26 protein-coding genes and 1 riboswitch are annotated in these 23,652 nt (G+C 48.3%); of the genes, 1 reads left to right on the top strand and 25 read right to left on the bottom strand.

Annotated elements, in window-relative coordinates:
• The first annotated feature begins 2 nt into the window (after positions 1-2).
• Entirely contained in the window at positions 3-281 is a 279-nt protein-coding gene (locus KNP98_RS01515) for a DUF3055 domain-containing protein (protein WP_214810590.1), read from the top strand.
• Between the two features lie 47 nt (positions 282-328).
• On the opposite strand, the gene KNP98_RS01510 is transcribed toward KNP98_RS01515, so the two are convergent.
• The 25 genes from KNP98_RS01510 to KNP98_RS01390 form a co-directional block, all read right to left on the bottom strand.
• Positions 329-781 (bottom strand): general stress protein, encoded by a 453-nt coding sequence (locus tag KNP98_RS01510; protein WP_088837692.1) that lies wholly within the window; start codon positions 779-781, stop codon positions 329-331.
• A gap of 85 nt (positions 782-866) precedes the next feature.
• Positions 867-1,235 (bottom strand): YutD family protein, encoded by a 369-nt coding sequence (locus KNP98_RS01505; protein WP_029331264.1) that lies wholly within the window; start codon positions 1,233-1,235, stop codon positions 867-869.
• 105 nt (positions 1,236-1,340) lie between these two features.
• On the bottom strand, positions 1,341-2,240 hold the full coding sequence (gene lipA / locus KNP98_RS01500) for a lipoyl synthase (protein WP_088837694.1): 900 nt from the start codon (positions 2,238-2,240) through the stop codon (positions 1,341-1,343).
• Positions 2,241-2,304: 64 nt separating this feature from the next.
• Entirely contained in the window at positions 2,305-3,609 is a 1,305-nt protein-coding gene (locus KNP98_RS01495; protein ID WP_214810589.1) for a bifunctional metallophosphatase/5'-nucleotidase, read from the bottom strand.
• Positions 3,610-3,629: 20 nt separating this feature from the next.
• Positions 3,630-4,472, bottom strand: coding sequence for a DUF72 domain-containing protein (locus tag KNP98_RS01490; RefSeq protein WP_088837696.1), 843 nt, complete (start codon positions 4,470-4,472; stop codon positions 3,630-3,632).
• Between the two features lie 120 nt (positions 4,473-4,592).
• Entirely contained in the window at positions 4,593-5,153 is a 561-nt protein-coding gene (locus KNP98_RS01485) for a dihydrofolate reductase family protein (protein ID WP_214810588.1), read from the bottom strand.
• 630 nt (positions 5,154-5,783) lie between these two features.
• On the bottom strand, positions 5,784-7,181 hold the full coding sequence (sufB, locus tag KNP98_RS01480; RefSeq protein ID WP_028105809.1) for a Fe-S cluster assembly protein SufB: 1,398 nt from the start codon (positions 7,179-7,181) through the stop codon (positions 5,784-5,786).
• A gap of 32 nt (positions 7,182-7,213) precedes the next feature.
• Positions 7,214-7,648: a Fe-S cluster assembly sulfur transfer protein SufU gene (sufU, locus tag KNP98_RS01475; protein WP_029331275.1), complete on the bottom strand. Its 435-nt coding sequence runs from the start codon at positions 7,646-7,648 to the stop codon at positions 7,214-7,216.
• Positions 7,638-8,861: a cysteine desulfurase gene (locus KNP98_RS01470; protein WP_029331277.1), complete on the bottom strand. Its 1,224-nt coding sequence runs from the start codon at positions 8,859-8,861 to the stop codon at positions 7,638-7,640. Before KNP98_RS01470 ends, sufU begins: the two co-directional genes overlap by 11 nt.
• A 1-nt stretch (position 8,862) precedes the next feature.
• On the bottom strand, positions 8,863-10,140 hold the full coding sequence (gene sufD, locus KNP98_RS01465) for a Fe-S cluster assembly protein SufD (protein ID WP_088837698.1): 1,278 nt from the start codon (positions 10,138-10,140) through the stop codon (positions 8,863-8,865).
• Positions 10,141-10,158: 18 nt separating this feature from the next.
• Positions 10,159-10,944: a Fe-S cluster assembly ATPase SufC gene (gene sufC / locus KNP98_RS01460; protein WP_012371204.1), complete on the bottom strand. Its 786-nt coding sequence runs from the start codon at positions 10,942-10,944 to the stop codon at positions 10,159-10,161.
• A 156-nt stretch (positions 10,945-11,100) separates the two neighbouring features.
• Positions 11,101-12,327, bottom strand: a complete 1,227-nt coding sequence (locus tag KNP98_RS01455) for an MDR family MFS transporter (protein ID WP_214768802.1) — start codon at positions 12,325-12,327, stop codon at positions 11,101-11,103.
• A gap of 72 nt (positions 12,328-12,399) precedes the next feature.
• Entirely contained in the window at positions 12,400-13,227 is an 828-nt protein-coding gene (locus KNP98_RS01450) for a MetQ/NlpA family ABC transporter substrate-binding protein (protein WP_088837700.1), read from the bottom strand.
• A 32-nt stretch (positions 13,228-13,259) separates the two neighbouring features.
• Complete coding sequence (locus KNP98_RS01445; RefSeq protein ID WP_029331282.1) at positions 13,260-13,925, bottom strand: methionine ABC transporter permease; 666 nt, start codon at positions 13,923-13,925, stop codon at positions 13,260-13,262.
• On the bottom strand, positions 13,922-14,944 hold the full coding sequence (locus tag KNP98_RS01440) for a methionine ABC transporter ATP-binding protein (RefSeq protein ID WP_159173433.1): 1,023 nt from the start codon (positions 14,942-14,944) through the stop codon (positions 13,922-13,924). Before KNP98_RS01440 ends, KNP98_RS01445 begins: the two co-directional genes overlap by 4 nt.
• Before the next feature lie 78 nt (positions 14,945-15,022).
• Positions 15,023-15,129, bottom strand: a riboswitch (SAM riboswitch).
• A 59-nt stretch (positions 15,130-15,188) separates the two neighbouring features.
• On the bottom strand, positions 15,189-16,355 hold the full coding sequence (locus KNP98_RS01435) for a bifunctional cystathionine gamma-lyase/homocysteine desulfhydrase (protein ID WP_088837703.1): 1,167 nt from the start codon (positions 16,353-16,355) through the stop codon (positions 15,189-15,191).
• Positions 16,348-17,271 (bottom strand): PLP-dependent cysteine synthase family protein, encoded by a 924-nt coding sequence (locus tag KNP98_RS01430; RefSeq protein ID WP_214810671.1) that lies wholly within the window; start codon positions 17,269-17,271, stop codon positions 16,348-16,350. Before KNP98_RS01430 ends, KNP98_RS01435 begins: the two co-directional genes overlap by 8 nt.
• Positions 17,268-17,732 (bottom strand): S-ribosylhomocysteine lyase, encoded by a 465-nt coding sequence (locus KNP98_RS01425; protein ID WP_088837705.1) that lies wholly within the window; start codon positions 17,730-17,732, stop codon positions 17,268-17,270. The genes KNP98_RS01430 and KNP98_RS01425 overlap by 4 nt, the downstream gene beginning before the upstream one ends.
• Before the next feature lie 3 nt (positions 17,733-17,735).
• The gene (locus tag KNP98_RS01420) at positions 17,736-18,374 is read right to left on the bottom strand and encodes a class I SAM-dependent methyltransferase (protein ID WP_214810587.1); all 639 of its coding nucleotides are present in this window, start codon (positions 18,372-18,374) and stop codon (positions 17,736-17,738) included.
• Between the two features lie 549 nt (positions 18,375-18,923).
• On the bottom strand, positions 18,924-19,202 hold the full coding sequence (locus KNP98_RS01415) for a thioredoxin family protein (RefSeq protein ID WP_214810586.1): 279 nt from the start codon (positions 19,200-19,202) through the stop codon (positions 18,924-18,926).
• Between the two features lie 101 nt (positions 19,203-19,303).
• Positions 19,304-19,687 carry a glycine cleavage system protein GcvH gene (gene gcvH / locus KNP98_RS01410; protein WP_029331292.1) on the bottom strand — a complete coding sequence of 128 codons (384 nt, stop codon included), beginning with the start codon at positions 19,685-19,687 and terminating at the stop codon, positions 19,304-19,306.
• A gap of 64 nt (positions 19,688-19,751) precedes the next feature.
• A complete protein-coding gene (locus KNP98_RS01405) occupies positions 19,752-20,105 on the bottom strand; it encodes an arsenate reductase family protein (RefSeq protein ID WP_088837707.1) in 354 nt (117 codons plus the stop codon).
• 35 nt (positions 20,106-20,140) lie between these two features.
• On the bottom strand, positions 20,141-20,596 hold the full coding sequence (locus KNP98_RS01400; protein WP_088837708.1) for a DinB family protein: 456 nt from the start codon (positions 20,594-20,596) through the stop codon (positions 20,141-20,143).
• Positions 20,597-20,667: 71 nt separating this feature from the next.
• Entirely contained in the window at positions 20,668-22,452 is a 1,785-nt protein-coding gene (locus KNP98_RS01395; RefSeq protein ID WP_029331296.1) for an acyl-CoA dehydrogenase family protein, read from the bottom strand.
• Positions 22,449-23,639: an acetyl-CoA C-acetyltransferase gene (locus KNP98_RS01390; RefSeq protein ID WP_214766892.1), complete on the bottom strand. Its 1,191-nt coding sequence runs from the start codon at positions 23,637-23,639 to the stop codon at positions 22,449-22,451. Before KNP98_RS01390 ends, KNP98_RS01395 begins: the two co-directional genes overlap by 4 nt.
• Positions 23,640-23,652: the final 13 nt, after the last annotated feature.

The following is a 23,652-nucleotide window of genomic DNA, read 5'->3' as shown; positions in this document are numbered from 1 at the left end:
TCATGATGGAAGAACGCGATTTTTTATATGATGATGTCGAACAGACGAAAACACGGTTTATTTGCTGGATTGGTGAAACGAGCCGGTTCGATTTAGCAATCACGCACTCGGAACATTTTTTCGGAAAGATTTTAGTGCTGAATTTACTCTCGAACCGCTTCGCAATCATCGGTGCCGATGATTTTGACGAACCGGGTTATATCGCTCATGCCTTCGACCTCGAGGAAGACGCAGCTGATGAACTCGAACGGTATTTAAGTCAATACATTGGTCTCACATGAAAAAAAGCAGCTCCATCCGTGAAGGATGGAGCTGCTTTTTAAGCATTTTAGAGGAGACGATCATTGCGTTCATTCAGTGTATTCGGTCCACTGAACACATTCGTATTGTCTGAATCATCATGAGCTTTACGCTCTGAATGCTGATCTGCCTCGTCCCCGACGAGTAAGACGAATTGATGGTCTTCGACTGCTTTGTTTGCACGGTCGACATCTTCTTTACTTAAGCCACTCGCTTGCAACACATCTGTATGCGTCGTCGAAGCAGCTTCTTTCTTTTTGAAGATCCCTTTGATCTCATGCCATAGGTTCATATGCTCTTCTTGCGACAGCTTCGTTGACGTTTGGTGATTATGCAAATCTGCCATGTCTTCGATTTGATCTAAGTCATAGCGGTCATGGGCAACGACTTTTAAGTCCGTTGAAATGACTCCGGCGACACGCAAATCATGAACAGCACTAACGATTTCTGGCACAGTTTTATAAATCCCGACGATTCTCATGGATGGTTCCCCCTATAGGTACGTGATACTTATAGTAATAGCCGAAATCAGCCCATCAGAAACGCTTTTAAATATGTCTTTTTGATTACTGTGCTTCTTCAGTCGGAGAAAATTTACGTTTAAGCTTCAACGTATTGGCCGAAGATCCGTCGAAGCGAGGTGGTGCTTCTTCTCCTTCTACCGGCTCCATCCGCTTGACGATGAAATAAGCACAGCCGAAATTACAGTATTCATATAAATAATCCGCAACATGCGAAATCTTCGTATCAAACGTCGCCTTGATGTGATCGTCATTATAGAAGCCACGTAGTCGAAGTTGACCGTGCCCCCAATCTCCGACGATGTAATCATATTTTTCGAGGACATCACTGAATCGTCCGATGAAAGCTTCCTCATTGAAACCTTCACGCTTTTCTTCGACGATTTCATATCGTTCGCGATTGACTTGTATCATTTTTCCACCCCCTGCTCCTATTATCATAGCATATTCATTTCTGAAAACGAATCTCCGCGCAGACGAAAAACCGTCCCAGTCGGCTACTGAGACGGTTTCATTTACTCAATCGATTGGTAAAGCAGCTTTATTCTTTTTCGCTGCGTTGACTTGTTCATCCGCATGATAAGAAGAGCGGACGAGTGGACCGGCTTCACAGTGTGAGAAGCCTTTGCCAAGCGCAATTTGTTTTAGTTCAGCAAATTCTTGTGGTGTATAGTATTTGATGACATCCAGGTGTTTTTTCGTCGGTTGAAGATACTGACCGATTGTCATGATATCGACGTCGTTCGCACGAAGATCATCCATCGTCTGTAAAATCTCTTCCCACGTTTCACCAAGTCCTAACATCAAACTTGATTTCGTCGGGATTTCGGGAGCAAGCTCTTTTGAACGGCGAAGGAATTCGAGTGTCCGGTCATACGTTGCTTTTGCACGGACCGTCGGTGTCAAGCGACGAACCGTCTCGATGTTATGGTTCATGATGTCCGGTTTCGCTTCAATCAAGGTTTGGAGCGCATCAAAGTTTCCACCCATATCAGATGGCAAGACTTCAATCGATGTCTCCGGGTTCATCCGTCGTACTTCACGGACCGTTTCGGCGTAAACTCCTGCCCCGAAGTCATTCAGGTCGTCACGTGCTACTGCCGTGATGACTGCATGTTTCAAGTTCATCAGACGAACCGATTCTGCGACACGTGTCGGCTCTTCTAAATCGAGTTCATTCGGACGTCCTGTCGTCACAGCACAAAAACGGCATGCCCGTGTACAGATACTTCCAAGAATCATAAACGTCGCCGTCCGGCGAACGGCCCAACATTCATGGATGTTCGGACACTTCGCTTCCTCACAGACAGTATGTAGCTTTTTTTCTCGCATCATACTCTTAAGCTCTGTGTAGGTCTCGTTCGTATTCAACTTGATTTTTAGCCATTCTGGTTTCCGTTGAATCTCTCCTCTAGCCATAAATACACTTCCCCCTTCATCCCCAAAAAAAGTCATTTATTTTCTGTTTCAGTATACCAAACAATTATCGTTTAGGGGCATGCAATTCAGTGAATTCTGACTTCTCCGATAGCCGGTTAAATAGCAAATCTCGTAAAAGCTCCGGCATGAAATACTGTTTTGGCATGTCTTTGATTGCTGGGAAGAGAGGTCCAAACGTAAACATGTCTGGCATCGCGACCGTGTAGTGCGCCGACTCGTCCAGTGTGGCTAAAACGGAGTCACGTCCTGCGTAATGCATTTTCCCCATCAATTTCCCGCGAAACCCGAGTCCACGGACTTTTAACTGTTCAAACTGATTCGTTTCGACTTCTTCCATGAACGTCATCAGTTGCTGTCCTGTCATCGTGACGTTACACGGATTGATGGGATGCGGACATAACCGGTGCAGGTCGAAGGAAGAGACGGGACCCGGAGATAGCGAACCGAGCAACATACCAGCCGGGACACAAGCAATATCTGCTTTACACCAGTCCTGCATCGTGTCTGCTAACAGTTGGGAGAACGGTGACGGACTAAACCAGTCATTCGCTAGACCTGATGTCCTGCCAATCGGTTGTTTCATCACTTTTTCAGCCGCATATTGTTCCCGGTCGAGTAATCCGGAACTCGCTTCATCCGCCGCATAGTCGTGGAGCGGGTGCAAGACGGCTTCTTTTTCACCGGTATCCGTGTTGAGATAAATCTCACCTGCGTATTGACCGTGCTTACCGGCTTGAGCAATCAAGACACCATTCTTGACGACACCATCGTCTAAGACATGATGCGTATGGGCTCCGATGATTAAATCAAGCTCCGGGAACCGTTCTGCCAGTTCCTCATCCTGATAAAACCCAAGATGACTCAAACAAATCAGGACGTCGACCTGTCCGCGAAGCGACTCGATTTCACGCGCTGCTGCTTCGAACGGGTCTTCGATTGTCCACCCGAGCAACTCATACAGTTCATAGTAAGGGGCCGTCAGACCAAAGACTCCGACGTTACCGGTCGGAAGTTCCTGAATCATGCCAGACTTCGCGAACGGTGCTGTCATATTCGAGACGAGTACAGGGAACGTCGCTTCTGTATAGAGTGCCGCAAGCCAGTCATGGGGAAACGTGATTCCTTCATTGTTTCCGATCGTCACGGCAGTCGGTGCTAACTCATTTAAGAGATGGGTATTGATTTTTCCTTGCGTCGCTTCCGTCGCCGGTGCGACACGGTCTGCATGATCCCCTAAATCAAAGACAAGGGAGTCGTACGTCCGGTGTTCCTTGATGAACGACATATAGCGAGGCCACATATCAAAGTGTGAATGAAGATCATTATAATGGATGACGTGTAACTTCACGCTCAAAGCCTCCTCTAAAATTAAAACAACGAGATTTGCCGGGGAGCGAGTTCATAATCGAGATTAAGGATCTCAATCAGACGTTTCGCATTCGGCGCGGCATCGCCTGCTGAATTGTTATTAAAGAAAACATACACGTCTTTCGCTTGTCCTGCAAGCGTCCGGACATGTTCTGCTAATTCTTGTAATTCTTCTTCCGAGTACCGGTATAAACAACGGACCTTCCGCCAGTCGTCACTGCTTTGCCCCGGCTTTTTCAGCCAGCCGTTTTTGTTCCGACCATGCAAGCGGACGAACGCTGTTTCTTGCGTGACGACAGGAACAAACGGGACGGAACCGTCTTCTGTCTGGGGTTCATCACAAATCGTATGAATGAACTGATGCTCTGCTAAAAAACGAAGTGTCCGTTCCCGATATTCGTCGGAGTACCAGGACGGATTTCTGAATTCGATCGCAACCGGGAGTCCCGCAAGCGATTTACGAACAGTTTGCAAGTATTCAAGGTGAACTTTACTAACGTCGAACCAAGGTGGCAGTTGGACGAGAATCGCAGCAATCTTCCCGCTCTGCCGCATCGGCTCAATTGAAGCGATATATTGTTCGAAAATCGGACCGAGCGGATCTTTGTTGTCCCGATCGTGCCCGCTCATCGCCCGGTGTACTTTGACGATGAAGCGAAAGGCGTCTGGTGTTTCTGTGACCCATTTTTGATAGTTTCGTTCCGGTTGAATCGCATAAAACGTCGAATCGACTTCGACTGCCGGAAAATGTCCCGCGTAGGCAGCGAGTTTTTCTTTTCGGTCTTGCGGTGTCGGATAGAGGCTATCATGATCCCCCCAACCGGTCACGCCGACATAAATCATCCGCTTATCCCTCCTTACGACAAAAAAGACCTATCGCTTTTTTTGACGCAGGCTTTTTTGCACTGTCTATTTTCTTATCATATCACAGCTAAATCGAAAACTTCTTCTCGAAGATTGTCGTCAGCGTGTTCGTTCGTATCGAAGGACAACACAGCCGGAAGAAGCAAAGTGCCGTTGTTCGACAAGCCGTAAAGCAAGTGGTTGATCGAGGCGTCCAAACATCCGTTTTCCGCCTCCGAGCAGGACAGGATAGACGACGACATGGTATTCATCAATCAAGTCATGTTGCATGAATTGTGCAGCAAGATTTGCGCCACCGACGGATATCAGTTTGCCGGGCATCCCCCGTAAACGTTCGACTTCTTCTTCAATCGTCCCTGTTGCAAGCCGGGCATGCCCATCGACCTGCGTCAATGTCCGGGAGAAGACAATCTTCTCGATTCCTGTCCAAATCAGTGCATAGTCACGAATTTCTGCGACTTCTTCCGTATCGCTTACGTTCGACCAAAACGGATGCATCATTTCATATAATTTCCGTCCATAGAAATGTGTATCAAACTGTTTTTCGTAGTCATTGAAGTAACGATGGAGTTCCTTGTCAGGTGTAAAGGGGAGTAAGCCTTGCCCATCTTCGAGATAGCCGTCAAGCGATGCTTGAAATGAGTAGACAATCGGTCGCATCGGTCATCCTTCCTTTCGAGAGAACTGTTTCTTACTCTCTACCCGTTGTCGGAAAGAACAATCAACAATACCCCAGTAAAATAAGACCGTATGCCAGACGGATAGTTCGTGTTATCCGACACGCTTTCCCTTCTCGAATCACATCTTGAAAACACGTTGATTCTCGTGACTCCTACTGGAAAAAGCGTTCAGCGGTAATCGCTTTAGCAACCAATCTGACTTTCGTTAAAGTCAGCTACTGGAGACAAATGCTGTCTTATGAAGATTGAAGAGCCGACATCACCATACTGCCGCGTCGCGCTTCCATGTCTCGACTCGCCTTACTCTACGGCACAACCTAAACAAAGCTTCTCTTTTTCGTTGACTCCTACGGGAAAAAGCGCAAGGCAACTTGCGCTGTCAGAGGCAGGCAAGACCCTGCTCATTGCCCGATAGGTCAAGGGGCAACGGCTTGCCCCTCGCCCGAGGAAAGCAACAGAAAAGGAAGAAGCTTATTCTTGTCTAATCCGGCTTCGCCTAAAAAAGTACGAGAGCAGATTTTAATCTAAACGAAATCACGCGCCTCACCCGATTCCTAAAGGAAAACGGATAAAGCGCGTGAGGAGTGTAAAATTCTTTTTCGGAGTTAGATTATCCGATTGAACCTTCCATCTCGAACTTGATGAGACGGTTCATTTCGACCGCATATTCCATCGGCAATTCTTTTGTGAATGGCTCGATGAAGCCCATGACGATCATTTCTGTTGCTTCTTCTTGTGAAATCCCACGGCTCATGAGGTAGAACAATTGTTCTTCCGAGACTTTCGATACTTTCGCTTCGTGTTCAAGCGAGATGTTATCGTTGAGGATTTCGTTGTACGGAATCGTATCCGACGTCGATTGGTTATCCATGATGAGTGTGTCACATTCGATGTTCGAACGCGCTCCGGTCGCTTTACGGCCGAAGTGGACGATTCCGCGATACGTAACTTTCCCACCGTGTTTAGAAATCGATTTCGAGACGATCGTTGACGACGTGTTTGGCGCAAGGTGGATCATTTTCGCACCCGCATCCTGGTGTTGCCCTTTACCCGCGATGGCAATTGATAATGTCATCCCACGTGATCCTTCACCTTTTAAGATGACGGCTGGGTATTTCATCGTCAATTTCGAACCGATGTTACCATCGACCCATTCCATCGTCGCGCCGGCTTCACAGATCGCACGTTTCGTCACGAGGTTGTAGACGTTGTTTGCCCAGTTTTGGATCGTCGTGTAACGGCAATACGCGTTTTTGTTGATGAAGATCTCAACGACCGCCGAGTGAAGCGAGTTCGTTGTGTAGACCGGTGCCGTACATCCTTCAACGTAGTGCACAGATGCTTCTTCGTCAACGATGATGAGCGTCCGCTCAAATTGACCCATGTTTTCCGAGTTGATGCGGAAGTAGGCTTGAAGCGGCGTATCCATCTTGACGCCTTTTGGTACATAAATGAACGATCCACCCGACCAAACCGCTGTGTTAAGGGCAGCGAATTTGTTATCTGTCGGCGGAATCAATTTACCGAAGTACTCACGGAACAAGTCTTCGTTCTCTTTGAGTGCTGTATCTGTATCTTTGAAGACGATCCCTTGATCTTCAAGTTCACTCTTCATGTTGTGGTAAACGACTTCTGATTCGTACTGTGCCGAAACACCTGCCAAGTACTTTTGTTCTGCTTCCGGGATACCGAGTTTGTCAAACGTACGTTTGATTTCTTCCGGTACTTCATCCCATGATTTTTCAGCACGTTCCGACGGTTTCACGTAATACGTGATGTCGTCAAAACGAAGATCTGATAAATCGCCACCCCAAGCTGGCATCGCTTGTTCGTTGAAAATCTTAAGCGATTTCAAACGGAAGTCGAGCATCCATTGTGGTTCTTCTTTCATTTTCGAGATCGTTTCGACGACTTCTGTCGTCAAGCCACGTCCAGAACGGAAGATCGAGATATCGCGATCGTGGAAACCATATTTATAATCGCCAATTTCAGGCATGTTCTTAGCCATGTTCATTTCCTCCTCTTACTTACTGACCGAAGTTACTTGCCTTCTTCCACGCCACGTTCGAGCGCTTTCCAAGCAAGTGTCGCACACTTGATACGTGCTGGGAATTTCGTCACACCGGAAAGTGCTTCTGCGTCCCCAAGATCAAACTTCTCATCATCATAGTCTTTCCCTTGAACCATCTCAGAAAAGATTTCTGCGAGTTGTAATGCTTCTTCGACCGTTTTTCCTTTGACGATCTGTGTCATCATCGACGCGGACGCCATACTGATGGAACACCCTTCGCCGTCAAACTTCGCATCTTGGACGATATCGTCTTCGATCGCGAGCTGTAAACGAATCGTGTCTCCACACGTCGGGTTGTTCATATCGATCGTCACGCCTCCCTCGATCGCACCGCGATTACGAGGAGTTTTATAATGATCCATGATCACTTGACGGTACAAGTGATCGAGATTGTTAAAATCCATGACTGAAATACTCCTTCGTTTGACGAAGTCCTGTCACTAAGGCATCGACTTCTTCTTGCGTGTTATACAAGTAGAAGCTTGCTCGTGCCGTTGAACTGGCACCGAGCCAACGCATCAGTGGTTGTGCACAGTGATGACCGGCGCGGACTGCGACGCCTTGCATGTCGAGTACCGTCGCGACATCATGTGCATGGACATCGCCGAGATTGAATGTGACGAGACCGACACGTTCTTCCGGACCATAAATCGTTAATCCATCGATTTCACGCATCTGTGCCATCGCATACCGCGCGAGTTCGCGTTCATGGGCTTCGATGTTCTCTAGACCGATTTCTTCTAGAAAATCAATCGCTGCCGACAAACCGACTGCCCCCGCAATGATGGGTGTACCGGCTTCAAAACGGTACGGTGATGGTTTGAACGTCGATTCTTCAAGTCCGACGTAATCAATCATCTCGCCTCCGAATTCGACCGGTTCCATCGCATTCAGTAATGCTTTTTTACCATATAAGACGCCGATTCCTGTTGGTCCACACATTTTATGGGCAGAGAACGCCAGGAAATCACAGTCGAGATCGACGACGTCAATTTTTTGATGCGGTGCACTTTGCGCTGCATCGACGACCATGACGGCACCGACGGCATGCGCGAGTTGCGCCACTTCTTTGATTGGATTGATCGTACCGAGGACGTTCGAGACATGTGCCATCGCAACGACTTTCGTCCGATCGGAAATTTGTGCTTTGACGGCTTCAATCGTCACGCGACCATCAGCTGTCAAATCAACATATTTCAATTTCGCTTTTTTCTTTTTCGCGACTTGTTGCCACGGAATAAGATTCGCATGGTGCTCAAGATAGGTGACGACGATCTCGTCGCCTTCTTGCACATGCTCCATTCCGTAACTGGACGCGACGATATTAATCGCCGTCGTCGTCCCACGGGTAAAGATAATTTCTTCATGGTGTTGCGCCTTGATGAAACGACGTACGTTCTCACGCGCACCTTCGTACGCATCCGTCGCTCGTGTTCCGAGCGTATGGACGCCACGGTGCACATTCGAATGAACCGTCTTGTAGTAGTTGTCGATCGCTTCGATGACGACGAGCGGCTTTTGTGACGAAGCCGCACTATCTAAATAGACGAGTTTCCGGTCATTAACCTGTTGGTCAAGAATCGGAAACTGATTGCGGATGGATGCATCGATTCCCATATTAGTTTACTTTCCCTTCAATCACTTGAACGAGACGTTCCTTGACGGAGTCAATCGCAAGCTCAGAGACGACAGGTTGTAAGAAACCGTGAACGACAAGGCGTTCTGCTTCTTTACGTGACAACCCACGGCTCATCAAGTAGTAAAGTTGAAGTTCGTCGACACGGCCGACAGATGCCGCGTGTCCTGCCATGACATCATCTTCATCGATCAAGAGGATCGGGTTCGCGTCACCACGTGCCTTTTCAGACAACATGAGCACACGTTCCGTTTGGACTCCGTTTGATTTCGACGCACCATGGTGAATCATTGACGTTCCGTTGAAGATCGACGTCGCCGAATCTTTTTGAACACCGTGAATCAAGATGAATCCTTCCGATCCTTTACCGAAATGATCTGTCCGGACGTTGAAGTTTTGTTTTTGATCGCCACGACCGACAGTAACGGCTTTCGTATCTGAGAACGAATCGTTCCCGACGAGATGCGTTTTCGTTTCTGTGATCGTATGTCCGTCATTCATGTGACCGAGTGCCCATTCGAGCTTCGCGCCTTGTTTGACGACACCACGGCGGTTCATATACGTGACAGCACCTTTCGCAAGCGTATCAACGCCTCCGAAAAGAACTTTTGCGTTCGCTTCGACGAACACTTCCGTCACGACGTTGACGTTATGTGCTTCTTCACCGTAAGAGACGAAGCTTTCGATATACGTCAATTCGCTGTCTTGATCGGCAACGATGATTGCGTGGTGGTAAAGTGCGCCGCCTGCTTGTTCGAGCGTATAGATTGCTTGCATCGGTACCGTCAGCTTAACGCCTTTAGGTACGTACAAGAATGTTCCGCCATTCATGAGCGCTGCGTTGAGTGCTGCGAGACGGTCTTCATTGACGTTGACGCCTTCTGTCATGAAATACTTCTCAACGAGTTCCGGATGATGCTTCATCGCATCCTCAAGCGTTGTGAAGATGACACCGTTCGTTGCTTCACTGTTTTGCGCATGGACAAGTTGTCCGTTACGCGTGATCAACATATGGTCACGGTTTTCACCGATTAATGTTTCGATATCCGGCGTGAGACCTGTTGCTGTCTCAAGATCTGCTGTGCCTTCTGTGAAGTTCCAGCCACCGATTTTAATTTTTTCTACTTTTGGCAATGCGAGCGTTGGGGCAAGATCAAGTGCATCTTGGCGCTTAGAAATCATCCAAGCGGGCTCCCCTAAGCGAGTCGCACGTTCTGCCACTGCCTCGCGATTTACGGCAAGATTCAGTTCTACAGTCATCATGCTTCCTCCCTCGTCTTACGCTTTTGTTTCGATTTCGACTTCTTCGATGCCGAGTTCTTTTTTAACCCAGTCATATCCTTCTGCTTCAAGACGGTGTGCAAGTTCTTTTCCGCCAGACATGACGATTTTTCCGCCCATCATGATGTGGATGAAATCAGGCTCGATGTAGTTCAAGAGACGCTGATAGTGCGTGATGATGAGGCAACCGAACTCAGGTGAACGCATTTCGTTAACACCTTTTGCAACGACTTTAAGTGCATCGATATCAAGACCTGAATCGATTTCGTCGAGGATTGCGATTGCTGGTTTCAGCATCGTCATTTGAAGAATTTCGTTCCGTTTTTTCTCTCCGCCTGAGAAACCTTCGTTGAGGTAACGGTGTGCCATTTCGCCTGGCATTTCAAGAAGTCCCATTTGCGCGTCAAGTTGACGAATGAACTTCATGAGTGAAATTTCATCGCCTTCTTCACGACGTGAGTTGATTGCTGAACGAAGGAAGTCAGAGTTTGTAACACCACTGATTTCGCTTGGGTATTGCATGGCGAGGAACATTCCTGCTTGCGCACGTTCGTTAACTTCCATCTCAAGAACATCTTCTCCGTCGAGTGTGACTGATCCGGATGTTACTTCATACGTTGGGTGACCCATCAATGCAGACGCGAGTGTTGATTTACCTGTCCCGTTTGGTCCCATGACCGCGTGGATTTCGCCGCCTTTGATTTCTAAGTTAACGCCTTTCAAGATTTCTTTGCCGTCGATTGCGACGTGTAGATCTTCAATCTTCAAGTGTGAAGCCTTCATGTAGAATCCCTCCATCTATTCATTTCGTGTCTGACGATTCAGTTCACGAGAGTTACTAATTTAGTATCATTCTAATCTTAATGAATCATACCACATTATTCAAGCGTCATCGCTCATGGTTTTTTCTCAAAATGAAGCCTTTTAGTGAGAATGACTTTAAAGTGATACGACTTCTTTCTCTTCTTCCACCTTCGTTCGTCTGTGAACCCGCTGTGACAGTAAGAGCAGTGGGATTCCGAGTAATGTCAAGAGGGCTAAGCAACCAAAAATCGGCAACGGACGATCGGCGCCAAAATAAAAAAGTAATTGTCCGCCGATGACCGGTCCGATTGACTGACCAATCGATGTTAAGCCCATCGCTCCGAAATAACTGCCCCGTAATTCCGGTTTCGCAAAACTATCGGTCAAGATATCCGTCATCGTGAACATCATCACTTCCCCGCACGTGAAGATGAACATCGCACCGATCATCAACCAGACCGTTCCGGCATTCCCCATGACGAATAAACCGAACGCGACGGTCGCAATCCCGACCGTAATCGAGACGAGCGGCGACGTCTTCATCCCGAACTTCATGATCGGGTACTGGACGATTAATACGGTCACGGCATTAATCGTGATCAATAAAGCAAACAAACTAGTCCCACCGGACAGTAACGTCGTCGTCGTCAAAAATTGCGGCAACGTCGAGTTGAACTGACTGTAGCCGAGAATCCCGAAAATGATACCGGCGAGGGCAAACGTGAAAGCGACGTCCGTTTTCAACAGTTGAACCGTTGCGCCGAACGAAACTTTTTTCCCGCCGTGACTCTCTGTGATCGGATACCGCTGAAACAGGATGAAAATCGCAATCCCGTACGCGAGATAAACAAAGGCTGTTATATAGAAGGTAATCGCTGTATTGCCGGCACTGAGCAATAACGCAATCCCCGGCCCGATCGCAGCCGCGACATTGATCATGGCATAACGGATGTTGAAGACGAACAGTCGATTTTTTTCATCCGTCGTGTCACTGATCAGGGCACGGGCGGATGGTTCAAAAATGGAGCGAAACACGCCGTTCAAGGCACTCAAGGTAAAGAACGCCCAAAACGTCTCGACCTGTGCCAAGGCGATGAAGACGAAAACGAAGCCGAGTGTTCCGGTCAGCATCATCGTCCGACGCCCGTAACGGTCAGACAAGGTCCCGCCGATGAAACTCATGACAAGACTCGAGACGGCTGAAATACTGAGGACCCAGCCGACATCGACCGGGCTGAACTTCAGCACCGTCGATAAATAAATCGCAAAGAATGGCATCGTGATGAACGTCCCGAGCCGTGAGAAAAATGTTCCGAGCAGGACGCCGATCGTCAGCGGATGTAACTGTCGTAAACGGTGCACCTAGAATCCCCCTTCAACTAAAAAAATAATGCATCCTTCCATTATATAGGAAGAATGCATCATTCGAGTGAATTATTTGCTGACCGGAACGACGGCCCCTTTATATTCTTTCGTAATCCAATCCTGTGTCTTTTTCTCGTGTAAGATATCGAGCAATGCCGTCACACGCTCGTCTTTTTCATCACCTTCACGCGTGACGATGATGTTGACGTATGGTGAAGACTCATCTTCAAGGGCAATTGTGTCTTCTAACGGGTTCAAACCGTTATCAATCGCGTAGTTCGTGTTGATGAGGACAGCATCGCCTTCATTGTTTTTATACGCTTGCGGCAAGAGTGACGCTTCGATATTCGTTTTGAACTCAATGTTTTTCGGGTTTTCCGCGATATCACTAAGCTGAGCATCTGTCGTCTTACCGTCTTTCAACTTAATTAAGCCTTCGTTTTGGAGGAACGTCAAGACACGTCCACGCTCCGCGACGTTTGAGCTCGTCAAGATCGTTGCACCTTTCGGTAACTCGTCAAGCGACTTATATTTTTTTGAGTAAACACCGAGCGGTTCAACGTGGACGCCGCCTGCATTTTCAAATTTATAAGACTTGTTCTCTTTTTCCTGTTGCTCAAGGTACGGAACGTGTTGGAAATAGTTTGCATCGATTTCTTTTTCAGCGAGTGCCTTGTTCGGCAACACATAATCTTGGAACTTTTTGATTTCGAGTTTGTAGCCTTTTGCTTCATACTCTTTTTGAACGTGCTCTAGGATTTCAGCATGGGGAACGTTTGAAGCACCGATGACAAGTGTCTTCGCGTCGTCTCCTGACGACTCTTCCCCACATGCTGCAAGACTGACTGCTAAGACGGATACTGCTGCTGTACCGACGAATTTTTTCCAAAGTTTCATGAATAATTCCTCCCAAGTTAACTAAAATAGTATTATCGTTTATCGATTGCTTTTACGAGCAGGTCACCAATAATTTGAATGATGAAGACGATGACGAGAATCAACAATGTCGCGATGGCGATGACATCGTTTTGAGAACGCTGGAAACCTTCGATATATGCCATGTCCCCGAGTCCGCCTCCTCCGACTACTCCGGCCATTGCCGTGTAACCGACGAGCGCGACAAGCGTGACGGTGATACCGGAGACGATTGCCGGAAGAGCTTCCGGGATCAACACTTTATAAATGATTTGGAACTTCGTCGCCCCCATCGATTCCGCTGCTTCGATGACACCTTTGTCGACTTCACGCAGTGCCAGTTCGACCATCCGCCCGTAAAACGGTGCCGCCCCAAGAATCAGTGCCGGAAGTGCCGCTGTTGGTCCTAAGAACGATCCGACGATGATGAGCGTCACTGGAATCAATAAAATCAACAATATAATAAACGGAATCGAACGGAAGATGTTGACTAAAAAGCTGAGCACGGAATACAGTGCCCGATTCTTAAACAATAAGTCTTCATTCGTCGCATACAACAACAGACCAATGATTAAACCGAGTATGAAAGTCGCTAGACCCGCGACGGCTGTCATATAAACGGTACTGCCAGTCGCCGTCCAGACCATTTCCCAATCGATGTCGTTAAAGAATGTCGTCATCGGTGATCCACCTCCACTTCCACGTCACTCGCTTGGAGTTTCGCGATGACCGCTTGTGTTTCATGTGCCGCACCAATCAGTTGGATGAACAACGTTCCGAGTGCACCGTCTTGCGTCTGTCCGACATTCCCGCCGATGATATTAAATAATAAGGTCGAATCTTTCATGACTTCTGCGAGGATCGGACTTTCTGCTGTCGAACCGACGAATGTCAGCTGGACGATTTTCCCTGTCGGATAGCGCTCACGGAGTTTCGCGAACGTCAACTCGTTTTCTGTAGATGACGTCAGTTGTTTGACGAATTCTTTTGTCATCGCTTGTTTCGGATGCCGGAAGACTTCTGAAACAGGACCCTGTTCGACGATTTTTCCGGCCTCCATGACGGCGACCCGGTGACAGATTTTTTGAATGACGTGCATCTCGTGTGTGATCAAGACGATCGTCAGTTTTAGTTTTTTATTGATGTCGACGAGTAACTCTAAGATCGAGTCCGTCGTTTTCGGATCAAGGGCGCTTGTCGCCTCGTCACATAATAAGACGTCCGGGTTTGATGCCAGTGCGCGGGCAATCCCGACGCGTTGTTTTTGTCCACCGGATAGTTGTGACGGATAAGCGCCTTCGCGACCGTCGAGTCCAACGAGTTGAATCAGCTCGGCGACCCGTTCTTTCCGGCGTGCTTTCGGATATCCGCCGAGTTCGAGCGGGAACATAATGTTTTCTTCAACCGTTCGTGACCAAAGCAAGTTGAAGTGCTGAAAGACCATCGAGACATTTTTCCGGACGCCGCGTAATTCTTTCGGTCGTAACGTCGTCATCTCGACACCGTCAATTTGAATCGAACCACTTGTCGGTGCTTCTAACATGTTCAGCAGGCGAATCAACGTTGACTTCCCTGCACCGGAATAACCAATTATTCCGAAAATTTCGCCGCGCTCAATCGTGAGATCGACGTTTGCGACAGCTTCGACTTCGCCGCGCTTCGAGCGATAAATTTTTCCTACATCCTGTAAACGAATCACTACTGTCCCTCCTAAACATAAAAAAAGTGCGCACGTTTTAGAGCAAACGCGCGCACTTTCAGTACACAAAACCATTTGCTCTCATCTTGCAGACGTTCGTCTGCTGGAATTAGCACCACTTCGGAAATAAATTCCGCGGTTGCCGGGTTTCATCGGGCCAGTCCCTCCACCACTCTTGATAAGAGTTATCGGTATTTAGTTGTTTTTAATATATTTTGAATATTAGCAGGGGTTATTTTGCTTGTCAAACAGTTTTTTCAGAAACTTTTTCGAGCAAACTGAAAGCATGCGTTAAATCTTCTTTCAAATCCTCTGCATCTTCAAGTCCGACCGAGATTCGGACGAGACCATCCGTGATGCCGAGTTCTGCCCGACGTTCTGCCGGAATCGACGCATGTGTCATCCGTGCCGGAACGGAAATCAAACTTTCGACCGCCCCTAAGCTTTCAGCAAGCGTGAAGAAGTGTGACGCTTCCACAAGTTTCTCTGCATTTGCAGCTGAACCGACATCAAAGCTGATCATCCCGCCGAAACCAGTCGCTTGTTTTTGCTGGATCGCATGACCGGGATGCGATGCGAGCCCCGGGTAGAAGATATTCGAGACGACGTCTTGCGCTTGCAGGAAGCTGACAAGTTCATGTGCTGTCTCTTCGATCGCTTCCATCCGGATACCGAGCGTCCGCAGACCACGGACAAGCAGGAAGCTGTCTTGCGGTCCGAGAATTCCACCCGTCGAGTTTTGGATGAAGTGAAGTTCTTCGCCGAGCGTATCATCGTTGACGACGACAAGCCCTGCGACGACGTCCGAGTGTCCGCCGATGTATTTCGTTGCACTATGCAGCACGATATCTGCCCCAAGCGCGATTGGTTGTTGCAAGTATGGTGTCGCGAACGTGTTGTCGACGACGAGCTTCAAGTCGTGACGACGCGTGATGGCTGCGATCGCTTCGATGTCCGTCACTTTTAATAACGGGTTCGTCGGTGTCTCGACGTAGAGCATCTTCGTGTTGTCCTGAATCGCCGCTTCCGTCGCGCTGAGATCCGTCGTATCGACGAATGTCACTTCGATGTTGAACTTCGGTAGGACACGTTGCATCAAGCGGAACGTTCCGCCGTAGACGTCGTCCGTCATGACGATGTGGTCGCCAGACTGAAGCAGATTGAAGACAGCATGGATCGCCGCCATTCCTGATCCGAACGCGAATCCACGGACGCCTCCTTCAAGATCAGCAATCAATCGTTCGATGCTCGTCCGCGTCGGGTTTGCTGTGCGCGAGTACTCATACCCGTCTTTTAATTGACCGATTTTTTCTTGCTTATATGTGCTCGTTTGATAGATTGGCGGTGTAACGGCACCCGTTGCCTTGTCTACACCCGTTCCTCCGTGAATCAACGCTGTTTTTTTACGCATGTGTCTCGTCCACCTTTTCAAAGATTTGTTGGCTCAAATACCGTTCTGCACTGTCTGCGAAGACGGTGACAATCGTACTTCCCGGATGGCGCTGGGCGATATCGAGCGCCGCGGCGAGTGCCGCTCCTGCTGAACTGCCGACGAGTAACCCTTCACGTGCCGCCAGTTCATGGACCTTCGTAAAAGCATCCGAATCAGAAATCGTATGAATTTCATCAACTAAATCACGAGAAACGAGACTCGGCCATTTGGCTGTCCCGATTCCTTCTGTTTTATGCGGTCCGGCTGGCCCTCCGTTGAGGACGGAGCCTTCCGGTTCGACGATTGCCCCTTTTGTCCCGAAGCGTTCTTTTAAGAAAGCCGTCGTTCCGGCAAACGTTCCACCTGATCCGCATCCGGCGACGAACCAGTCGATGTGACTAAGTTCCGCCACAAGCTCGGGACCAAGTGTCCGCTGATAGGTGACCGAATTTTCTTCGTTTTCGAATTGGAGTGGCACATAACTGTTCGGAATCGTTTGTCCGAGTTCCTTTGCCTTATCGATTGCGCCTTGCATATCGAGTTCAGTCGGCGTGTTGACGACAGTCGCGCCGAGTGCCCGCATCAACGTCTGTTTCTCTTGACTGAACTTTTCCGGGACGACACAAATGACTTGTAAGTCATATTTTTTAGCGGCGAGCGCCAAACCGATGCCGGTGTTGCCGGCAGTCGGTTCGATGATCGTTCCGCCTGGAGTCACGTAACCCTGTTCGATTGCGGCATCAACGAGTTGGATACCGAGGCGGTCTTTGACGCTGCCCCCAGGGTTCATCCATTCGAGCTTCGCCAAAATCCGCGTACCAGCAGGCAAATCGAATGAAGTAATCTCGTACAGTGGCGTATTTCCGACGAGGTCGCGGACTGACTTCGCGATCATCCGAAGACGATGTCCCATTCGTCGCGACCGGCAAGCATTTTCTCGGCATAGTGCTTCGCTCCTTTAAGGTCGTGTGCGCTCGCAAACCCACATTGTGTTTCGTTTTGTGCCGGAATCACTTCAGCCGCTAAGACGTCGTTCAGTGTCTTCTCGACCAGTTCACTCATTTTTTCGACTGAGTCAAAGTTCATCATCGCCATGTAGAAACCAGTTTGGCAGCCCATTGGCGAAACATCGATGACATCGTCCGAATAGTTGCGGATATTTTCAGCAAGTAAATGTTCGAGTGTGTGCATCGCACGCATCGGCATTTGCTCGACGTTCGGTTGTGTGAAACGAATATCATATTTGACGACTTGGTCGACTTTACCTTCTTTATAGCCTGCTACACGAATATATGGTGCTTTGACTTTTGTATGGTCCAAGTTAAAGCTTTCTACGTTCATTTTTTTGATTGTCATGATTTATTCCCCCATTTTCTCGGCTTCTACGAGCCAGACGAAGTGATTGTATTGTGTGAATGTCACGTCAAATCCGCGTGACGTAAAAATCTGTTCCATCACTGGAATCAGTGGATAAAATTCGCGTTCTAAATCTTCTGCAAGATTATCGAACCCTTGATTTCTGGCTTCCTCAATCGTTTCTAGACGTGCTGTCTCAGAAACGAACATCGTATCGGCATAGACGATCTTTCCGTCTGCCGGTAAAATCGCTGCCATCAAATCGACGGCCTGTCCTTTTTCTTCATCCGTCAAATGATGAAACGCGTAAGTCGAGACAAAACTTTTGGCCTCTGCTGCTTCAAACGATAAGAAATGACCATCTTGAACAGCCAGCGTCGGAATTTTATTGATTAAGATGTCGCGCATTTCCGGACTTGGTTCAATCGCCAGTACCTGCTCATGACGCGCAAGCAAACGTTGCGTCAAGTTGCCTGTTCCTGCGCCAAATTCGGCAACGGGTGACATCGCTTTTTCAGCGACCGTCTCTAATATTTCGTCATAACGGCGAAAGACTTCTTTGTACTCCGGATCTTGCCCCGTTACTGTGTCGTCGTAAGATGACGCCCACTCTGTAAATACATCCATGAAACGTACTGTCATGCCTTTTCGTCCTCCGCATCCCGCTTTTAATTCCGACTAATCGGATATGAATTAAAGTATTTTTCCTTAATCGCATTGTAGCAGGGACAATTCTGATTAGCAAGGCGACAGCTTCAAAATCTTTCGGAAACAAAAAAAAGGCGTTGCCGGAGAACCGACAACACGAATAATGTGGTTAGAAATGCAACGAAGGAAAACCCAGCTCTGATGCGAACTTCTTCGTTCGTCACATCAGAGGACGGCGCCCTTTCGAACTATAAAAGCAAGATGTCACAGTAGTCAGATCGACCATTCGAATCCACCATCTCTTTTTTGAACCGCTTCGTCTTTGGGGGACGACTTAAGGGGAAACAGAAAAAAAGATTTAGGATGTCATTGAATGGTTCTAAATACGAGAAACATCAAGTTCTATACCTCTGCCAGACTTCCTATAAAAGCATTTCTAGAAGTTGATATGAATATACCATTCATAAATTGTCATTGTCAATGAATTATTGTAAATATTCCGACAATTTAACATAAAGAAAAATCATCCTATGATTTTTCTTGTTATTCTGCACAAAACGCAAAGACATTTTGGACGTTTTGGAACGCATATAACCGCTCTACGACTTGATGATCCTTTACTTTGAGTAATGCCGGCACACTCATGACTTGCGCCTGCTCTAGAAATTCAGGAATGAAATTGCCATTCGCTTTTTGGATCCATTCCTCGTCTTTCGTCGCTTCGACGACGTCGAGCATCCGACTGGCGATGGCACATGTGCCGCACATCGGTGCATAGACATACAACAACCCGTTTGCTGGTACTTCTGTTACTTCCTTCATCTTGACCCCTCCTGTTATCCAGTGCTTCTGAAGCCAGTATACAAAAAAAAGGACAGCGATGAAACGAAATCGTTTCACCCCTGTCCGCCTTACCTTAAGTATTACTCGTTAATCATTGATTTGTATGCCGCAGCATCCATCAATGCTTCAACTTGCGACTCATCTTCTAGCTCGATATCAACCATCCATGCACCTTCAAATGGTGATTCGTTAACGAGTTCTGGGGAATCTGAGAGTGATTCATTGATTGCAACGACTTTCCCTGAAATCGGTGCGTACAACTCTGAAACCGTCTTGACCGATTCAACCGAACCGAATGGCTCGTTGATTGAGATCGTATCTCCGACTTCTGGAAGCTCAACGAACACGATATCACCGAGTTCGTGCTGTGCGAAATCCGTGATTCCGATTCGTGCTTTGTTGCCTGTTACTTCGACCCATTCATGCTCTTCCGAATACCGTAGATTGTCTTTGACTTGACTCATTTGCGATTCCCCCTGTGTTCTATAGTGGACTAACGGTTTTAGTATACCAAATTCAATCGGCTTCTTAATACCATTTTCCTTGATACATCTCTTCTTTAAATCCAAGTGTGACATCTGTCCCGTCCGTGACGATTGGACGTTTCAACAGCATCCCGTCACTTGCGAGCAAAGCATACTGCTCTTCTTCCGACAAGTCGGGTAAGCGATCTTTCAGCCCGGCGGCACGATAGGATTGACCACTCGTGTTAAAGAATTTTTTCAGCGGTTCGCCACTTTTTTGATGGAGTTCACGAATCGTCGCGGCACTTGGTGTCTCATCGACGATGTGTTTGTAATCGACTTCGACACCGTTGTTTTCAAGCGCCTTCTTCGCTTTGACACATGTACTGCACTTTGGATACCCATACATCGTTACCATGTTTCATCACCTCACCTTTAAGACTAGCAGATAAATCAGTGTTCCTTCAAGCGCGCGAGTGCCGCATCAATTTGATCTTGATGATGGTGATCGTGAGCGATGAACGACGCGACGAACTCACGGGGACAAAAGCGCCCTTCATACGTCTGTTCATACTGCGCGTCCGTCAACCGTCCGAGTTGCGTCACGAGATCGCTTCGAACCGCGATTGCTTTTTTCAGTAACGTCAATGCGTCGACATGATGCGCATACTCGACCGCTAACCGGTTGAACTCATCAAAGTCCGTCTCGACTAACGTCAGTCGATCGTCAGGGAGCTTCGCGACGGCATGATCGAGGTAATACCGGTCCCACAAGAACAAATGGCCGACACACTCCTGTACCGTCCATTTATCGATCGCGAGCGGCGACTGCCACTCTTCATCCGATAAACGCTCGAGCGATTTGTAGTAGTCGACTGCAAACTGAAGTTCTTTTACATCTTCACGCATCGCTATTCCCTCCTCAAAAAAATTCGCCTTTACAGAGATTTTCCCTGCAAAGGCGAACTCGTAAACCTGACTTAGACGAGATATTTGTTAGCTTCAATCAAACGTTTCGCAATCGCACGTTTCGTGCCGATTGAGTTGATTGGTTGGTAACGGCTGAATTTCTTCAGTGCCGACAGTAACATCCGTAACTCGTCTCCACTTGCTGCTGCGTAGAGTGTTTCTTTCGCGTCACGTTCAACACCTTCGAATGCCTGTTGTGCGAAGACTTCCGTATAACGGATTTTGAGTTCGCTCTTCTCGACGCCTTTTGAAGCGATCGCTTTTTCTGTCCGGACGATGGCTGACTCGAGCGCATAGATTGCACTCATGATATCGGCCGTGTTCGCGAGAATTTCCTGTTCGCCTTGTAACTTATCTTGATATTTCTGAACAGCCGTTCCAGCCGTCAATAAGAAGATCTTTTTCATCATCGCGAGCAAGTGACGTTCCCGGTCGAGCGGTTCTGTTCCGACTTCTGTCGGCATGAAGCTCATGACTTCCTGTTGGAGGCGCTGCGCTTCCGCTAAGAGTGGTAACTCGCCTTTCATCGCTTTCTTCAAGAGCGTACCTGGTACAAGCAAACGGTTGATTTCGTTTGTTCCTTCGAAGATCCGGTTAATCCGTGAATCACGGTACATGTTTTCGACTTCATATTCCGCCATGAAACCATATCCGCCGTGGATTTGAACCGCCTCATCGATGACATAATCAAATGTCTCGGACGCAAAGACTTTGTTCATCGAACATTCAATCGCGTACTCGGCAATCGAATCAGCGACGCGTTTGCCATCTTTACTTTCTTCTTCCGACAGCTGATCGAGACTATCTTGGAAGAGACCGCCTGTCCGGTAAACTGAGCTTTCCATCGCATACGTTTGAGCTGACATCGTCGCCAGTTTCTCTTGAATCAATGGGAATGAGCTGATCGGTGTTTTGAATTGTTTCCGTTCGTTCGCATACTGAACGGCGAGATCAATCGCGCGTTTTGATGAACCGACGGCACCGACAGCGAGTTTGTAACGCCCGACGTTCAAGATGTTAAAGGCGATGACGTGCCCGCGACCGATTTCACCGAGGACGTTTTCGACCGGTACTTCCGCATCTTCTAAAATCAATGTCCGTGTCGATGACCCTTTGATGCCCATTTTTTGCTCTTCCAGACCTGTCGAGACGCCCGGGTACTCACCCTCGACGAGGAATGCCGTGAATTTATCGCCATCGATTTTCGCATAGACGACGAACAGACTGGCGAAACCGGCATTCGTGATCCATTGTTTTTCACCGTTCAAGATATAGTGTGTCCCGGCTTCGTTCAAGACAGCTGTCGTCTTCGCACCGAGTGCATCTGACCCCGAGCCCGGTTCTGTCAATGCGTATGACGCAATCCATTCACCTGACGAGAGTTTCGGCAAGTACTTTTGTTTTTGCTCTTCGTTTCCGAAGAAGACGATTGGGAGTGAACCGATTCCGACGTGTGCGCCGTAGCTGAGGGCGAATGAACGACCACGTGCGAATTTTTCTGTGATGATTGAAGACGAGATTTTATCCATTTGGTAGCCGCCGTATTCTTCCGGAACGTCTGCCCCGAGAAGACCGAGCTCGCCTGCTTCACGCAAGAGACCGACTGAAAGTTCGAACTCATGTTTTTCGATCCGGTCAAGCACCGGAACGACACGATCTTCGACGAATTTCGCCGTCATGTCACCAACCATTTTATGTTCTTCTGAAAAATCCTCCGGTGTAAAGAGACGCTCTGCTTTTAATTCATCCAGTACAAAACTTCCACCTTTAATCAATTCGTTTGTCGTTTGGCTCATTGTCCTGTTCCTCCTTCAACTAATTCGAATACACCGGCAGCACCCATGCCGCCGCCAATACACATCGAGACGACACCATACTTCGCGTTCCGGCGTTTCATTTCATGCAAGAGTGATAATGTCAGTTTTGTTCCCGTACAGCCGAGTGGATGACCGAGTGCGATCGCTCCCCCGTTGACGTTGACGATGTCTTCGTTGAGACCGAGCTCACGGATGACACCAAGGGATTGTGAGGCGAACGCTTCATTCAATTCAATCAAGCCGACCTCTTCGAGTGTGATTCCTGCGAGTTCAAGGGCTTTCGGAATCGCGACGACCGGTCCGATTCCCATGACTTCCGGACGGACACCGCCGACGGCAAACGACTTGAACTTCCCGAGAATCGGCAGTCCTTGACGCTCTGCTTCCTCACGCTCCATCACGAGTACGGCTGCTGCCCCGTCTGATGTTTGTGACGAGTTCCCGGCTGTGACACTGCCACCAAGCCGGAAGACCGGGCGGAGTTTTGCCAAGCCTTCTTTTGAAGAGTCTGCCCGGACGCCTTCGTCATGCTGAACGACCCAGGATTTTTCTTCGACCTTCATGTCATCGTTGACGACGTATTCCGTCACCGTGACGGGGACGATTTCATCCGTGAACTTACCGGCTGCGATCGCGGCTGCCGCTTTTTGATGACTGCGTAAGGCAAAGGCATCTTGATCTTCACGTGAGACGTGATACGTCGCTGCGACTTGCTCTGCCGTATGCCCCATGCTCATATAATATTCAGGTTCCGATTCGACGATTGACGGGTTCGGACGAACGACGTGTCCCGGCATCGGGATTTGACTCATCGACTCGAGTCCACCGGCGATGACGGCCGTCGCTTGACCGGTCATGATTTTCATCGACGCATCAGCAATCGATTGCAGACCGGACGAGCAGTAGCGGTTGATTGTGATGGCCGGTACTTCGTGTGACAAACCGCCAAGAACGGACGCGTAGCGGGCGATGTTCATCCCTTGCTCCGCTTCCGGAAGAGCACAACCGAGAATGACATCATCGATTGTTCCCTCATATTTTGAACGCTTCAACGTTTCCTTAATCGCGATTCCTGCGAGTTCATCAGAACGCATCGCTTTAAATGACCCTTTTTTTGCTTTACCGACTGGTGTCCGCGCACCAGCGACGATTACTGCTTCTTTCATTCGAATCCCCCCA

Origin of the sequence: Exiguobacterium sp. s127, from assembly GCF_018618695.1 — a bacterium.
Lineage (GTDB): Bacteria > Bacillota > Bacilli > Exiguobacteriales > Exiguobacteriaceae > Exiguobacterium_A > Exiguobacterium_A oxidotolerans.
The sequence above is the reverse complement of the archived record's forward strand: the minus strand, read 5'-3'. Positions and strand labels throughout refer to the sequence as shown.

Coding starts and splice junctions, on each gene's coding strand:
- KNP98_RS01390 (WP_214766892.1), bottom strand. CDS start 23,639: ATGAAAGAAGCAGTAATCGTCGCTGGTGCGCGGACACCAGTCGGTAAA.
- sufB (WP_028105809.1), bottom strand. CDS start 7,181: ATGGCTAAGAACATGCCTGAAATTGGCGATTATAAATATGGTTTCCAC.
- gcvH (WP_029331292.1), bottom strand. CDS start 19,687: ATGAGTCAAGTCAAAGACAATCTACGGTATTCGGAAGAGCATGAATGG.
- KNP98_RS01505 (WP_029331264.1), bottom strand. CDS start 1,235: ATGATACAAGTCAATCGCGAACGATATGAAATCGTCGAAGAAAAGCGT.
- KNP98_RS01395 (WP_029331296.1), bottom strand. CDS start 22,452: ATGAGCCAAACGACAAACGAATTGATTAAAGGTGGAAGTTTTGTACTG.
- KNP98_RS01510 (WP_088837692.1), bottom strand. CDS start 781: ATGAGAATCGTCGGGATTTATAAAACTGTGCCAGAAATCGTTAGTGCT.
- KNP98_RS01450 (WP_088837700.1), bottom strand. CDS start 13,227: ATGAAACTTTGGAAAAAATTCGTCGGTACAGCAGCAGTATCCGTCTTA.
- KNP98_RS01470 (WP_029331277.1), bottom strand. CDS start 8,861: ATGGGAATCGATGCATCCATCCGCAATCAGTTTCCGATTCTTGACCAA.
- KNP98_RS01425 (WP_088837705.1), bottom strand. CDS start 17,732: ATGACAATCAAAAAAATGAACGTAGAAAGCTTTAACTTGGACCATACA.
- sufU (WP_029331275.1), bottom strand. CDS start 7,648: ATGGATTTTAACAATCTCGATCACTTGTACCGTCAAGTGATCATGGAT.
- KNP98_RS01485 (WP_214810588.1), bottom strand. CDS start 5,153: ATGCGACCGATTGTCTACTCATTTCAAGCATCGCTTGACGGCTATCTC.
- KNP98_RS01490 (WP_088837696.1), bottom strand. CDS start 4,472: ATGATTTATGTCGGCGTGACCGGTTGGGGGGATCATGATAGCCTCTAT.
- KNP98_RS01445 (WP_029331282.1), bottom strand. CDS start 13,925: ATGACGACATTCTTTAACGACATCGATTGGGAAATGGTCTGGACGGCG.
- lipA (WP_088837694.1), bottom strand. CDS start 2,240: ATGGCTAGAGGAGAGATTCAACGGAAACCAGAATGGCTAAAAATCAAG.
- sufD (WP_088837698.1), bottom strand. CDS start 10,140: ATGACTGTAGAACTGAATCTTGCCGTAAATCGCGAGGCAGTGGCAGAA.
- KNP98_RS01400 (WP_088837708.1), bottom strand. CDS start 20,596: ATGCGTGAAGATGTAAAAGAACTTCAGTTTGCAGTCGACTACTACAAA.
- KNP98_RS01415 (WP_214810586.1), bottom strand. CDS start 19,202: ATGAAGGAAGTAACAGAAGTACCAGCAAACGGGTTGTTGTATGTCTAT.
- KNP98_RS01515 (WP_214810590.1), top strand. CDS start 3: ATGATGGAAGAACGCGATTTTTTATATGATGATGTCGAACAGACGAAA.
- sufC (WP_012371204.1), bottom strand. CDS start 10,944: ATGAAGGCTTCACACTTGAAGATTGAAGATCTACACGTCGCAATCGAC.
- KNP98_RS01420 (WP_214810587.1), bottom strand. CDS start 18,374: ATGACAGTACGTTTCATGGATGTATTTACAGAGTGGGCGTCATCTTAC.
- KNP98_RS01435 (WP_088837703.1), bottom strand. CDS start 16,355: ATGCGTAAAAAAACAGCGTTGATTCACGGAGGAACGGGTGTAGACAAG.
- KNP98_RS01430 (WP_214810671.1), bottom strand. CDS start 17,271: ATGATCGCGAAGTCAGTCCGCGACCTCGTCGGAAATACGCCACTGTAC.
- KNP98_RS01405 (WP_088837707.1), bottom strand. CDS start 20,105: ATGGTAACGATGTATGGGTATCCAAAGTGCAGTACATGTGTCAAAGCG.